Genomic DNA, 14,341 nt, shown 5'->3' on the forward strand with positions numbered 1-14,341 from the left:
GCCCAAGATGAGAGCAATTCCGTGGATAATGGACCGACTCCTCATTCCGATTTGGTCGAGAATCTAGTGTTTCGCTTTGAAACGGCGTGGCAGGAGGGCGAGCCACCACGGATCACGGATTTTCTACCGGAACGGAAGGACGACCGGTGGGGCGTGCTCGTGGAATTGGTCCATGTCGACTTGGAGTTCCGAGTCAAGTCGGACAATCACATACGAGTCGAGCGATATTTCGATCAATTTCCCGAATGGGCCGATCATGCGGACGACGCTGTCGAGTTGATCGCCGCCGAATACAACTTCCGCGCCCGCGACGATTCGCCGCCTAGTCTCGATGAATACCGCGGGCGGTTCCCCAGGCTTTGGGATCGGCTGTTGGATCGGCTAACGGCGACATTTCGCGCGGCCGGTGAGACGTTGCAAGGCTCACGTTCGCAGTTGGACAATGATGGAGAGCAAACCCAGATTTACGGTGCTACCGGTGACCCAGCAGTTGCCTCGACGGGAAATCGCGGTGGTTTTCGTTATCGCATTATTAGTAACCATGCCAGCGGTGGACTGGGGGACGTGTTTCTCGCACACGACAGTGAGGTCTCTCGTGAGGTAGCGCTTAAGCAGCTTAAATCTCAATTCGCGGATGACCCCGATAGTCAGGCGCGGTTTCTCCGCGAGGCGGAGATCACCGGCGGGTTGGAACATCCGGGCATCGTTCCAGTTTACGGGATGGGGGCGTACGGGGACGGGCGGCCGTATTATGCGATGCGGTTCGTGCGGGGCGGCAGTTTCAAAGCGGCGATCGAGCGGTACCACGAGATCGTCGGCGTGCGAGAATTGGAGAGCCTACGCACGTTGAAGCTTCGCAAGTTGCTGGCGCGGTTCATCGAAGTGTGTCACGCCATCGACTACGCCCACAGCCGAGGCGTTGTGCATCGCGACATTAAGCCGGCAAACATTATGCTCGGTAAATACGGAGAGACGTTAGTGGTGGATTGGGGGCTGGCGAAACCAATCGGCCGGGGGACGACCAGCAGATCAACGGATGAGGTCACGCTGCGTCCGCAGTCGGGCAGCGGTTCGTCGGCGACACAAATGGGCAGCGCCGTGGGAACACCGGCGTACATGAGTCCCGAACAAGCGGCCGGGCAGGTCGATAGTCTCGGACCGGCGACGGACGTGTTTAGTTTGGGCGCCACGCTTTACCATCTGTTGACCGGCCAATCTCCACAGACATCGCTGGAGGTGCCCGTCGTGATAGGCCGTGTCACCCGCGGCGAATTTCAGTTACCAAGTGAAGTTTGCGGTGATGTTCCCGCGGGGTTGGAGGCGATCTGCCTCAAAGCAATGGCGTTGCGACCTGAAGACCGCTACCGAACAGCCGGTGCAATCGCGGCCGACATCGAGAATTGGCTGGCTGACGAGCCGGTCGCTGCGCATCGAGAACCGTGGCAGGACCGCGCGCGGCGGTGGATGCGGCGGCATCGCTCATTCGTTTCATCGGGAGTAGTCGCTGGCGTACTATTGATCACCACTGCAGTTGCTGGGCTATTCACATGGGAACACGCTCGTCAAGAAGCTCGTTTCCGCCGTGACCAGGTTCAAACTGCCGTCCTTACCGCCGACGAATCGGCCATCGCCGAATTGCGCGGGGATCGTTTTTCGGCGGCCGTCGCGATTCTCGACACCGCGCTTGAGCAACTCAAGTCCCAGCCACAATTGACGGATCTTCGCTCGCGCATTGAGCACCGCCGAGAACACGTGCAACAACTCGTAGATTTTTATAGGCTCGCCGCGCAAGCTGAAGAACTGGCTATTTTTGAAAACGACGCTGCGGCCACCATCGCATCGCAAAGCGCATTGGATGCGTTGAAGATCTTCGACTATGCCGATTGGTGGGAGCATCTGCCGGACGAGGAACTTTCGGCTCAGCAGGCCGATCGCTTGCGCCAGGCTGTCTATGACCAGCTGTTGTTGCTGGCGCTTTTCAAGGGCAAGTCGATCCTTTTGAATATTCTGTCACCGACCTCGGTCGAGGAGAGCCGCCAGTTGTTGGATATCGCAGAGTTGGCGCAAAGTTTTCGACGTGCGGAGTCGATTACCGCGTTGCAGGCCTGTGCGAATATGCGGTTAGGGAGGGGGTTGGTTTTTCCCGACATTATGAGTCTCCGACCAAAATCTGCTGCTGATAACAATGCGGTCGGGATCATGATATGGAGTATGTCGCAAAATCCCGTCATGCGCAATTTGGTCCTTGCCGGGCGGAGTTTCGATGGGGATTTGCTGGAGGTCGCGCGAGGATTTCTTGTTCGGGCGGCCGCATTGGATCCGGACCGCTATTTGACAATGTTCACACTGGGGTTTGTCTGTCGGCAACTTGGGGATTACGCTGCAGCTCAGCAGGCTTTCAATCAATGCATCGTGTTGCGTCCCGATGACTGTCTCGCGTATTGCATCCGTGCGGAAACGTATTTAGCTGAAGCCGCCGATACCGGGAACCAACAGCGGAAAACCGCATTATTGCATGAGGCACTGGTCGATGCAGAGAAAGCCCGCGATCTCGCCCCAATGACCCATTATGTGCATTGGTACCGCGGACTCGTTCTTCGTGATATGGAACAGGCGCCCGAGGCGGTTGCCGCATTCATCGAGGCGGTACGACTCGGCAAACCGGCCGTTCGAGACCTCAACCGGGTGCTCAACAAGAATCGTGAATCAGTCGAAGAAACTCGAGCGTATGCCAACCAATTGTTAGAAATCGAGCCGGACAATACCGACTATCGGATGTTGCTGGCGACGGCCGAGTGGTCATTGGGAAATGATCCTGCCGCGGCGGTTGCGGCCGAAAGCGTACTGGCAAAGCAACCCAATCGTGCGGCGGCACAGGCGATCCGGGGGACTGCCGCAATTCACTCAGGTAATCGAATTTCTGCGATTTCGGATTTTCGTGCCGCACTGGACAATGATCCTGAGAACTATGAAGCGGCGATGGGACTGAGCCGCAGCCTCGTGTTCACAAAGGAATACCCGGCCGCCCTCGCGGCATTTGATCGCGGAATTTCAATTGCGAAAACGGACTGGCAAACCGCCGAAGCCCAACTGGGCCGAAGTGAAGTGCTGATGCGAATGACGCGGTTCTCTGCTGCGGCGCACGCTCTGCGAGCTGCTGTGGCCCACGACCCAAGTTGCAATTTTGAGAAGGTCGCTAAACTAGCTGCCGAATACAAGGCGACTGCCGTCACGGAAATCATTGACAGCCGACGAGCTTCGAAATTCGGCGAAAAATCATCTCGGCGTCATTTTCCGGTGCTGCCCTTATTGAATGGTGGCTTTGAGTTAGGACTGTCTGCGTATTGGGGACAGGCCGAAGCAGGGAAACCGATTTGGTGGAATCGAGGTGGATGCCGATCGCTCGCTGAAGTTTCAGGTGATGATCGGCACAGCGGTGAATTGTCGTTGCACATCCAGCACACATCACCGGCCGCTGACGGGGTGATTGCAGAGACAAGTCAGACTGTGCCCGCCACACCGGATGCCCGTTACCAAATCTCATTGTGGGCCAAGGCCGATGGTTTGGCGGTCAATGGGGCGTATGTTGTCATCGGTTCGGCAGCCAACGTCCCGCACGTCGCACTCCCTGCGGGCACGTACGACTGGCAGCAAGTAACTGGCGAATACACTGCCAAAGGTGACCAAGTGCGGTTGCGAATCATATCCCGCGATGTGGGCGACGTGTGGTTGGATGACATCCGTATTGAATTGGCAGGGAAATAGACGCGGCCGGCGAATCGTTATCAGCGTTCCGCAACGGTGCGAGTTGTGCTCTGCCGCGTTTGACCAGGAGGATCCGTCGTACGGATTCAAATGAGGCGGTTCGGCACATCCGGTCATCCTCGTCGCGTCACGATACGTCTGATCGGGTCGCCTCGGTCAGGCGTTCTTGAATTTGTTTGAGTATTCGCCGGACGCTACGTTCGGCGCGGCCGGTTTGTTCGGCAATTTCGATGCTGTTATAGCCCTGCAGTCGCAATTCAACGATCGGCCGGTCTTGAGGCTTGAGCGTTTTCAGGAACGCTTCCGTTTCGTCGACAAGCATGGTAGCCTCCTCGGGACCGGGCTCCCCGCTGCCCGGGATATGGTCCAACGGATCGGCATCGGCGCGGACCGATTGGTCTTTGGACATGTCCCGTTTGCCGGCGCCATGATATTTTGCGCTGCGGCGAACTTTGTTGAGCGTCATCGTGACCAACAACTGCCACAAATCCCGTCCGGCCCCTAATTCGAACTCGCCTTGTTGCACACGGACAAAAAGACTTCGGTAGACGGATTGCAGGATGTCCTCGGGGTCGACCCGCCGGGCCAAGCCGGCTCCCATTTGCCTGCGGGCGACCGCGACCAACCCGGCAGTATGATCTTGGACAATCTTCACCGCTGCTACCTCGTCACCGGCCCGTAGTTGATCTAACAGGATGCGAAATGTTTGTTCTTCGGTCATGGAATCACTCGAGTGGATTTGTGTCTTGAAACAAGACGTTGCTCCGCAAGGGGGGGGGAGTCACGCCCCCTATTCAACCTTTTTCAAAACTCCGTTGCGGTGGTTCAGGAAACTAACCTGCAAGATGTTGTCGAACGTGTCACAGAATTTCAGAACTTCTTAGGAATCGTTCTCACCATGAGGTGCGACGTCCGCAGTGAGTCGAAAATCTCCAAGAATCGCGTAAAGACACGGGATCACCAACAAGACCAATACCGTGGATGCCAGCAAGCCAAAGGCGATGCTGGCCGCCAGCGGGATCAACACCTGCGCCTGCAGGCTGCGTTCGAATAGCAGCGGAAGCAAGCCGGCGATCGTCGTCAAAGACGTGATCACAATTGCCCGAAAGCGTTGCCGGCTCGCCTGTCCTGCCGCCTCGACGATGTCGGCGCCTTCTTCACGGCGCATTTTTAAAAATAGAACCAGTAGAATCGAATCGTTGACGACGATCCCTGACAAGGAAATGAAACCTAAGCCACTGGGCATACTTAAGTCGATACCCATTAGCCAATGCCCCCAAATCACACCAATCAATGCAAACGGGATCGCCGTCATCACAATCAGTGGTTCGGTGTAACTACGAAACTGAAAACTCAACAGTACAAACACGCCAATTACGCCGATAATCATGGCTGCCATCATTGAATTTAGAGTGGTGGCCGATTGTTCGACCTCTCCAGAAAATGAAACTTCGATGTCCGGAAATGTTTCATGGAACCCTGGCAAATAATCGCGTTCGATTTGATTGAACAATTGTGCTGTATTGACCAGTCGTTGATCGACGTCTCCCAGCAGGGTCACCGTGCGGCGGCTGTCGACCCGCCCAATTTTCGACCAACCGCGGGTGCGGTCGGCAATCGCAATTGATCCGAGCGGCACCAGTTTGCCACCAGGGATGGCGAAATGGAAATACTCCATGTCGGCGATGCTGTTTTGGTCTTCTGGGCGTAGTCGCACGTCAACTTCGTAGGCCTCACGACCGATTTGGATCTCATCAGCCGTCACTCCGTAAAATCCAGCCCGAACCTGTCGGGCGACAGTGGCGGCGTCCAAGCCCAACCCAGTGGTTCCCTCACGGAGGCGAATGCGGACTTCCGGTTTACCGCGACGAAGATCGTCGGTGAGATTTAATACGCCGTCAAAACGTGCTAGCCAAGAGTGAAACTGCGTCGCCGCCACATCTAATTGTTCAAGATCGTCCCCTTGTAAACGAATTTCAATGGCGCGGCCTTCGGGGCCGATTATGGGTTCAGCAAAGTTCATCATGTCGACGTCAGTCGGCCGCACGAGTTTTTCCCGCCAGGATTCGACAATCTCATCGATGCGCCCGTCGCGAATCTCGGCCTCAAGAAGATTGACCGAGACTGTGGCGACGTGCGGACCGGTCTCAAAGGCGTCAATGTTTTTGTTGAATTGTACGTAGACCGACTTGATCAGGTCTTGTTCACCGAATTGTCGTGATTTGAACTCGCGATTCACATCGACTAGTGCGTCGGTAAGTTGTTGAACAACCTCTTCCGTCCGTTCAAGCGGGGTGCCCTGCGACATCATCAGCCGCGCGTCGATGACGTCCCCATCGAGGTCTGGAAACGCCTGGAATTTAACAATCCCTCCAGCGAACATTGACAGTGTGCCGATCAACATGGCGATCACACAGCCGACCCATAAATACCGCCACCGCAATAGTACGTCGATGGCGCTGCCCAAAACGCGTTCACGGCAGATGTCGATCATGCGGTCGATCAATCGCCTGACGGCGTTATCATCTCTGCTGTTCTTGTCCGTCAGAGAATGCGCCAAGTGCGATGGCAAGATCAAAAATGCTTCTACCAAACTTACAGCCAACACGAGGATCAAAATGATCGGCATCACCCGCAGGACTTTGCCGATGTTTCCACTAATCGTCACTAACGGCCCTAGGACGCAGACGGTTGTGATGAAAGAGGAAAACACGCCTGCCTTGACTTCATTAACGCCGTCGATTGCGGCTTGAGTTGCTGGTTTTCCGCGGGCGGAATGTGTGGCAATATTTTCGGCGATCACGATGCCATCGTCCATCAACAAACCCAATGCCATGAGGATACCAATCATCGTGATCATGTTAATCGTCATTCCAATTTGCTCGGCGAACCACAGCGCGCCCAGAAACGAGACGGGCAGGCTCATGACTACCCAAAACGATAACCGCACGTTGAAGAATAGCCACATGGCCAAGAAAACGAGCAGTCCTCCTTGCCAGGCGTTCTTAATAATCAAATTCAGCCTGCTGTTGACGAGGGTCGACATGTCCTGGGTGACATCAATGGTCATCTGTGGATGCCGGATGCGCTCATTCTCGACGATTGATTTAACGACATTTGCCACGTGGATCGTGTCCTCAGTCTTCGTCTTCTCGACCACCAAAATTCCCGCCCGGCGGCCATCGACGAGCACCTTGTCCTCTTCGAGTTCAAAGGTATCGGTGATGGTGCCAAGATCCCCCAACCGAATTTCGCCGCCCCCATGGCTACCGACGATCACAAGCGTTTCTAATTCTGAGGGTGAGCGGCGTTCCTCGACAAAACGGACAAGAATTTCGTGTTCGCCGGTTTCGATGGCACCGGCCGGTAAGTCGACGTTTTGGCGGCCAACGACATCGGCTACGTCCGCGACGCTGAGGTCGTATTGCATTAGCGCATTGGCGGACAGTTCAATCCGCAGTTGATTGTCCGAAAACCCTCGGATATTAACGGTAGACACCAGAGGATCTCGCTGCAGTCGCTCCTTGAGGTCTTCGCAGTACGCCTTCAAATCTCGCGGCGATATGGGGCCGCTCACAATCAGCGATAGTACCAACTCCGTGGTTCCGAGCCGTTTGATCACTGGATCTTCGACGTCGTCGGGGAAGTCATCGATGGCAGCGATTTCTGTTTCAATGTCGTCCTTAAATACCGCGAATTCGCCGCTGTCGACCATCTCGACCGTGATAATAGCGATGTTTTCCCGCGCTTCGGAGCGAATTTCCTTGACGTACTTGATGCCATCTAGGGCGTCCTCGACGCGTCGGCAGACGACGTCTTCCACTTCCTGGGCCGTTGCTCCGGGATACGGGACACGAATCTCCACTTCAGGGACAGTGAAATCCGGAAACGTCTCGCGGCGCAGAGTTCCCGCCGTCATGATGCCGATCACCAGGAAAACCAGCATCAACAGATTGGCAGCCGTAGGGTGCGTGGCGAAGAAGCGAATCATTTGACGCTCCCTTTGCCTGTTGCCTGCGCTATGATTTCGTTCAGTAAGACATCGTCTTCAACCGGATCGACTAGCATCCCCAGAATTGCGGGTGTTGGATCCGAGACGACGACAATCTCTCCGGCGTGAAGTCCCGTATTGATGCACACAAAATCGCCCTGAAGAAAATCGACATCGATGGTCCTTCGCTGCAAACGGCCCTCACCATTGATGATATACACCGCGCCTTCATGCATGGCGCTGCGAGGTATCACAACTTTGCCCACGCGCGGTTTGGACCACAGTTCGACTTCACAAAACATGCCTTTGACCAACGGCGGGCGTTTACCGGGAATCACTTTCTTATAGGGATCGTCGACTGCTACCACGACAGCGACACTCCGCGTAGTAGGATCGATCTGTTCGCGGATGCCGGTCACGCGAGCCTCCCAATCGATGGTCAGGTCTCCCGCACGCACGCGCACCGCCGCCTTAATGCCGAACAATTTGGCGAGTTTCTCCATGCTGACGCTCAAGGGCGCGATCGGCGCCGCGTTGGCGCCCATCAACTTGCGGGCTTGATCCATGGGAACCTGCGCCTCGACTTCTGTGATTGCCGTGCTATAAGCCTCGAAGAGGACTTCGCCGCGAACGAGAAACTGCCCTGCTTGAATGTCGACGTCCGCCAAGCGGCAACTAAACGGTGCTTTGATAACGCATTTTGAAATGTCGATCTCGGCCTGTTTCAGACTCGACTGTTTAACCGCCAACTCCGCATTGTGGGCCTGCAACTTAGAGGGGAGCAAGTTCAGGAGATTGCGCTGTGATTGCACACTTTGCCGTTGCGCCAAAACTTCGCGTTCCTTGGCATCCACGTCGGCAGGGGGGATGGCGTTCGTTTGCGAAAGTTGGCGGAGCCGGCGCAACTCCTGTTCTGCCAGTGCCAATGCGGCATCCTCGATTGTCAACGATGCTCGGTAATTGGCTTCGTTCGTCTCCAACTCCGACAGTTGCGCCTTGACGCGGTCGATGTCTGCTTTGAGTTGGGCTGCTACCAACTCCAGTTCGTGCGGGTCAATCTTGAGCAGCGTTAGCCCTTTGGCAACAAGGCTCCCTGCTTTCAGGTGGGGATTTGTTTCGATGACACGTCCCTGCACCTCGGCGATGGCCTTCCAGGTGCGGCCCGGTTCGGCCGTACCATAGCCCCACACACGGGGCACCACATCGACTTGGGGGGCCGGAATCACCCGCAGCGTCCGCGAGACTTCGATGACCGGGTTGTGCTTAAGCTGTGTCCGTCCTGCAACCATATATATAGCGACGCCCACACCAAGAATTAGAGGTGGAAAGATGAGCCATTTGCGGAGCGGCCGTGCCGCCCCTGGGTGGTCAGTCATGGTCAGATCCCTGTCTGGAGACTTTGAGATTTTGTCGTGCGCTCGTTTGCTCATTGAGGCACTGGCTCAATTACGGTCGATTGTAAGCAGAGAATCCGCGCGAAATCAGCAAGTTTTTCAAAAACCTGCGGATTTGTACGATCATTGATTTTTTCCCACGATGCCGTTCGTCCGTCGACTTCCTGTCATTGAAGCACGGCTGGCGGATCCCAAATGCGGTTCGCCCGGCCATGTTTCGTATGCGTTTCCTCATTCTGCAGATCCCGGTCTGAAGCTCTCGATGAACAAGAAACCTCTGACGCGTTTCACTTAGCATTCCCCCAATAGGTGATCTTACCATTGGGTTGGTTTTGAGAAGGGGATTTAGGGTATCCCCAATGATGTCCGCCACTCCGGTGATGACCGCCGCCAATCTCCATGGAAATAATCGACAACCAACGCCAGTCCTTCCTCCAACTCCGCCGAGACATCGCCCATCTCCTCGTGTCCCAACTGTTGGCAGCATGGATAATCGATCAGTATTTCGATGTGGCCCCGACGAAACGTGGCACGAGGACATCCGTAAAGTTCGCTACGTCTTTTCCCTAGATACTTTGAGTCATTCCTGGTCTCTTCATTCGCTTCATAACCCAACAACTCATATTCTTCATCATCACACCTAAAATCCTAGATGCTTTAGCCCATTGCTTTTCTTGTCTTTCGTTTCCCACTCTTCCCAAGCAGTCTTTTCGAAGGTCCAGACTTGGAAGCAGCGCGCAGTTCGTCGTTATCCAAAAGATTCGACGCGCCCGAACGGTTCGCCCGATGGAAGTCGAGGCTGGCGACCATTGTCAGTAGCGGATCGCGATTGCTGTACGCATTTCGGATTTGCTGCTTTTGCCATGTATCGACACCTTTGTATTTCTTGCCAACTTCCACGTACCAATGCTTGATCCAATCATGGTTCATCTGGTCGCCGTACTTTGCTCCCTCGGAGAACTTACTCGATCCTCCCTTTGCTTCAAACATGCCAAAGATGTCTAGGCTGCTGTTCTTGCCCCAAAAGTCAGGGCCGTTGTTTTACCGCTTCCAACTTAATTTCCAGTCTTCAAAGCCCAAGGTCTGCGCGATCATTCGCAGGCCGTCTTCGCCGATAATTTCCGTAACTATGTTAGTCTTCGTCAACACGCCAGCGGCGGCACTTCCAAGTTCATAAACGGATCGCAGAGCCATCGCAACTCGGTTTCGCGATCGAACTCGCCGACGTCGGTGATCGTTCCCGTCGTCTTCATCTTCCTCCACAGAGAACCCTATCATGGACCTAAATATGCGCGAGGTTACTGGCCGGAACTGGCCGCGTTGATTGAAATGCTTCGACGTCGCGGTTCAAAAACAATGATGAGCCTAAGCTGAACCTGCAATGGATATTTGCTTGAATCAGACTTTGAAAAACTGATGGCGAAAATAACCTACCGATGATCGATTGATAACACAATTCGTGAGCTTGTCTCCGCCGGTGCGCAACGGCAGCGCCGGCAGTGCGGCTTCGGATGGTCGAAAGCTCATGCAGCGCGCTCGTACCACTTGATCAATCCGCCGAGACGTTCATAGCGAACGATCTCATCGAGTACGATCGTCTCATTTTCCGGCGGTGGGTCGGTGCACGGGGGTGTCAGGAAATATCGCGAAGAATGCGCACGATCGTCGTTGAAATATTGGACATATTCACGGACGAGGTCGTTCAGATGCTGTTCGCCAAACACCAGGAAATAGTCCAAGCTTTCTTGCTTGATACTTTGAATCACTCGCTTGCAGCGCGAATTCAGGTTCGGGCTCTCCACGGTTAGGACCTTAACCTTCACCCCTTCGGCTTTGAGCACATCGTCGAAATGTGCGGTGAATTTTGTATCGCGATCGCGCATCAGGTAGGCCGGCTTTTTGTCGCCATCCGAGGTGTGCATCAAAAGTCCCTCGCCTGCCCTGCCCCGCTCTCGCCATAGGGTGCGTTCGCTTTTATTTGTTACGGCGGTTAACAGCCACGATTTCGCTTTGTCCAAAGAGCTGTTTGGATCGAAGAGGGTTTTGAATGGGGGGCGACAAGGCAAAATGACGCCCGTCATTTAATAGTCGTTTCCTTCGCTCAGAATCAGACCGTGACACTCCATCCACGTCGGCGGCTCGCATTTTTCGGCCAGTTTGCGGATCACCGGCTCGGGAACAGCGTTGCTGCGAGCATTGTTCTGGTGCAGCAGTTTTTCAAATGGCGGTTCGAGGTAAACGATCTCGATGCGGGCGTGGTAGTCGGCGAATAGGTTGATCCACCGTCCACGGGTTTGCCGCATTGTGTTGGTGGCGTTGAAGGCAAACGGAGTTCCCGCTCGAAGAAACTCTCGACAACGCTCTTTGGCAAGTTGGGCGACATTTCCCTGGTCGTCGGTTGGTTCAACATCGAGTTCGCTACGAATGTCGTCCAATGACACAACGGGAAGATCACTACGTTGTTGTCGTAGCCATGTGTCCTTTCCACTGCCGGGTAGTCCGGACATGAGGGTCACGTGGCCGGAGTACTCCTCATGTGGGGCATAATGCAGGTTCGGCGTGTCCTGGCGAAAGAAGGTGAAGCGTGCGTGGTCCGTGGCAAACGGGTATGGCTGGTCAAAGCAATCGGCGTCTTCTGCCATTAACTTCCAGATGTGCAGGTTTTCTTCCGGGCGGGACATCGAATCGGTATCCCGACCACGGGTGTCTGCCAAGGCGAACAAATACAACAATTGGTTACTGACTAAGCAGGAGAGACGCACCACTTCATGGGTTGGCTCGTCCCGTTCAAGCAGAAATGCGGGGCGACCGTGATAACGGACCAGCCGGGCGATCTCTTCACGAGTTGTTAAATCGCAACCGAGTTCACGCAGGACCGTACGGGCAACATGCTCGCCTTTGACGGCGTGTTTCGGCGAACGGACTCGTCCCGTCCCGGATTCGACTTCGGTCGTCAGCGGCTTGGCGACATCGTGAAATAAAGCCGTGAAGGTAAGTACGGTTCGCTCATGTGCAGAGAGCGATGGCCATTCATCAAGTTCATGGAGTTGCCGGAGCACCAATTTTGTGTGTGTCCAGACATCTCCTTCGGCGTGCCACTGGACATCCTGGGCGCAATCTGCCATCGCCTGACACCACGGCTGAGATTCCGCCCAATCCGTGAGGTCCTCCAGTGATGCTTGTTTGAGTTGCTCCCAGTTCATGACCAGATGTCCATGCCGTCTGCCAATAGGTTTGGCACCATTTGCTGATGCTGCCAGTGGGTGCTTTGTTTGATCTTCTCAACAAACTCCGGGCGCACAAATTTCGCCCGCCCGGTGACAATTCCGTCAGCCTCGATTCGCAGGTACAACCCTTCCATCAGATTGTCCGTTTGCTTGGTGATGGGATTGTCGAAGCGGCTGTCGAAATGCGACGGGGCAATCAGATGCTCCAACTCCTCACGGTCAACGGTGCCGGCGTGCAGGACCGGGACCGTCTCAATGCCGGTACCCTCCAACAAGGTCAGCCGCTGCTCCAAATCAAGAAACGCCTGCCGCCCCTTGTCGTAAATGTCGAATTCGAAGAAATAGTGCGTGAGACTCCGGTAATGAATCGAATGCCGAGCGTAGACCCATTCTCCGAAGAGAATGTGGCGATTCTCCAACTTTTTCTCCAGCACATGCCGCTTCACTGCCGCCCACTGTTTGAAGAGATCGTACTGCGGGTGCATCCCTTCGGTGATGAGATGCCCCCGGCATTGTAACACCAATTCACCAGCATCAGAGAAGTGAATGCCGACATTGGTGCCGTCGATCTTCTCTTCGACAATGAGCGTTTTATTCGAAACAAACGCCTGCGATTCCGCTTCGCCGAGATGCTTGTCGTCATCTGTTCCCGTTGACCCAAACAGGTGCGGAGTGCGAGGGTACTTGGTGAATTCACCATGCGACCTACCCATCAGATGGCTCCTTTTGTTTGAGATTGAGAAATAAGGGATCGAATCAACTGATCGTATTCATTTTTCATCGGCAACTCGAACTCAGTACGAATCCGCCGACGACGTGCCGTGACCTCTTCACCTGTGACCGGATTGACTGCAGGCTTATCATACTCTTCCCACAGCAATCCCACTCCACGCTTCTGCCAATTGGGGATGTCGTTGAAGTTGATCCCGTATTGAAATAACAGTTCGTTCTTCTGGCTCACCGACAGACCCAACAGTCGCTTCGTGGCTTGCTGCTCGTTTTGGCCGTCTTTGCGCAGAGTCCAATAGCACAAGGAATTCAATGCGTTGCGGGCAGCATCTTCGTTCCGCCAGCGGTAGTAATCTACCACCAGTTCCAACGTGGGCAACTGCGAAATCCGGCAATCGAACGATGCAGCTTGGCCAAGGCGCAGCGAGAATTGGGCGCTGGCTTCACCAGCCAGTGTTGAGTTGTACTTGCGGAGTTTTCGACCAAAGAGCTGTTCAGCCGGATCGAACAACAGAGAAATCTCGTCGCTCTCCGTGTAGGCGTACAGCACCCGAAATCCGCACGTCATCAGTGACTCAGTGGTCTGTACCATCAGATCACGGAAGCGCACGTCAAACGGAGCCTGGAACCGGCAGACCTCTTTTGTAAGCCGAGTGAAGCTGCGACCGTCCAGCCGTGCGACCATGAACATGCTCGGAAGCACGCACAAATCGGCGCTGGTCTCAAAAACCCGCATCTTCTTGTCAAGATCGTCAAATTTCATCGTTCCACTCCTCGACGACAAAACCGGATCCTGTCAGTCGGACGTAGTACAGCTTGTCGAATCCTTCATCAATTCTCGGTAATTCGAGCTTTTTGGCGGTGGACAGGATTCCCACTTCGGGAATGCTCTCAACTCTGTTCTGATTTCGACCAAGGCATTCATCGACCTTCGAGCGAAAGTAGTAACCAGCGACGGAATACTTGGCCTCCTTCGCCGCAGCAATATACTTCCCTCGCTCCTCACGGTTCGGATTTGTGTTGTCGATGACAAATGGTTGTTGCGTCTCCAGGCAAGCCGCCAAGAACTGTCGTTCCCGGTTGCGAGTATTGAGTAAATCGAGGCTGATTCGAACGTGCGTCGAGAAGAACCGTTCCTTGTAAAAGGACGATTTTCCAGATGCTTGCAGCCCCATAAATACCACTGCCTCCATTTGACTCTCCATCCGACTATCCCAATACAAAAATCCCGCACG

10 protein-coding genes are annotated in these 14,341 nt (G+C 54.7%); 1 reads left to right on the top strand and 9 read right to left on the bottom strand.

The window, feature by feature from the left end; all coding sequences use genetic code 11:
• Window positions 1-21: 21 nt before the first annotated feature.
• Window positions 22-3,765, top strand: coding sequence for a protein kinase domain-containing protein (locus Mal52_RS14775; RefSeq protein WP_197534931.1), 3,744 nt, complete (start codon window positions 22-24; stop codon window positions 3,763-3,765).
• A 127-nt stretch (window positions 3,766-3,892) separates the two neighbouring features.
• Here the strand turns inward: Mal52_RS14775 and Mal52_RS14780 are convergent, their stop codons facing one another.
• The 9 genes from Mal52_RS14780 to Mal52_RS14820 form a co-directional block, all read right to left on the bottom strand.
• Entirely contained in the window at window positions 3,893-4,486 is a 594-nt protein-coding gene (locus Mal52_RS14780; protein ID WP_145376967.1) for an RNA polymerase sigma factor, read from the bottom strand.
• Between the two features lie 159 nt (window positions 4,487-4,645).
• Entirely contained in the window at window positions 4,646-7,756 is a 3,111-nt protein-coding gene (locus Mal52_RS14785; protein ID WP_145376968.1) for an efflux RND transporter permease subunit, read from the bottom strand.
• The gene (locus Mal52_RS14790) at window positions 7,753-9,132 is read right to left on the bottom strand and encodes an efflux RND transporter periplasmic adaptor subunit (protein WP_197533966.1); all 1,380 of its coding nucleotides are present in this window, start codon (window positions 9,130-9,132) and stop codon (window positions 7,753-7,755) included. Before Mal52_RS14790 ends, Mal52_RS14785 begins: the two co-directional genes overlap by 4 nt.
• Before the next feature lie 675 nt (window positions 9,133-9,807).
• Window positions 9,808-10,140 (bottom strand): hypothetical protein, encoded by a 333-nt coding sequence (locus Mal52_RS14795; protein ID WP_145376970.1) that lies wholly within the window; start codon window positions 10,138-10,140, stop codon window positions 9,808-9,810.
• Between the two features lie 533 nt (window positions 10,141-10,673).
• Window positions 10,674-11,072 carry an integrase core domain-containing protein gene (locus tag Mal52_RS14800; RefSeq protein ID WP_197534932.1) on the bottom strand — a complete coding sequence of 133 codons (399 nt, stop codon included), beginning with the start codon at window positions 11,070-11,072 and terminating at the stop codon, window positions 10,674-10,676.
• 159 nt (window positions 11,073-11,231) lie between these two features.
• A complete protein-coding gene (locus tag Mal52_RS14805; protein ID WP_145376972.1) occupies window positions 11,232-12,353 on the bottom strand; it encodes an AAA family ATPase in 1,122 nt (373 codons plus the stop codon).
• On the bottom strand, window positions 12,350-13,090 hold the full coding sequence (locus Mal52_RS14810; RefSeq protein WP_145376973.1) for an RNA ligase family protein: 741 nt from the start codon (window positions 13,088-13,090) through the stop codon (window positions 12,350-12,352). Before Mal52_RS14810 ends, Mal52_RS14805 begins: the two co-directional genes overlap by 4 nt.
• Window positions 13,090-13,869: a tRNA(His) guanylyltransferase Thg1 family protein gene (locus tag Mal52_RS14815; protein WP_145376974.1), complete on the bottom strand. Its 780-nt coding sequence runs from the start codon at window positions 13,867-13,869 to the stop codon at window positions 13,090-13,092. The genes Mal52_RS14810 and Mal52_RS14815 overlap by 1 nt, the downstream gene beginning before the upstream one ends.
• A complete protein-coding gene (locus Mal52_RS14820) occupies window positions 13,859-14,299 on the bottom strand; it encodes an AAA family ATPase (RefSeq protein ID WP_145376975.1) in 441 nt (146 codons plus the stop codon). The genes Mal52_RS14815 and Mal52_RS14820 overlap by 11 nt, the downstream gene beginning before the upstream one ends.
• Window positions 14,300-14,341 lie beyond the last annotated feature (42 nt).

This window comes from Symmachiella dynata, from assembly GCF_007747995.1.
In the GTDB taxonomy this organism is placed as follows: Bacteria; Planctomycetota; Planctomycetia; order Planctomycetales; family Planctomycetaceae; genus Symmachiella; species Symmachiella dynata.

Coding starts and splice junctions, on each gene's coding strand:
- Mal52_RS14815 (WP_145376974.1), bottom strand. CDS start 13,869: ATGAAATTTGACGATCTTGACAAGAAGATGCGGGTTTTTGAGACCAGC.
- Mal52_RS14820 (WP_145376975.1), bottom strand. CDS start 14,299: ATGGAGGCAGTGGTATTTATGGGGCTGCAAGCATCTGGAAAATCGTCC.
- Mal52_RS14785 (WP_145376968.1), bottom strand. CDS start 7,756: ATGATTCGCTTCTTCGCCACGCACCCTACGGCTGCCAATCTGTTGATG.
- Mal52_RS14795 (WP_145376970.1), bottom strand. CDS start 10,140: ATGTTTGAAGCAAAGGGAGGATCGAGTAAGTTCTCCGAGGGAGCAAAG.
- Mal52_RS14805 (WP_145376972.1), bottom strand. CDS start 12,353: ATGAACTGGGAGCAACTCAAACAAGCATCACTGGAGGACCTCACGGAT.
- Mal52_RS14810 (WP_145376973.1), bottom strand. CDS start 13,090: ATGGGTAGGTCGCATGGTGAATTCACCAAGTACCCTCGCACTCCGCAC.
- Mal52_RS14800 (WP_197534932.1), bottom strand. CDS start 11,072: ATGCACACCTCGGATGGCGACAAAAAGCCGGCCTACCTGATGCGCGAT.
- Mal52_RS14780 (WP_145376967.1), bottom strand. CDS start 4,486: ATGACCGAAGAACAAACATTTCGCATCCTGTTAGATCAACTACGGGCC.
- Mal52_RS14790 (WP_197533966.1), bottom strand. CDS start 9,132: ATGACTGACCACCCAGGGGCGGCACGGCCGCTCCGCAAATGGCTCATC.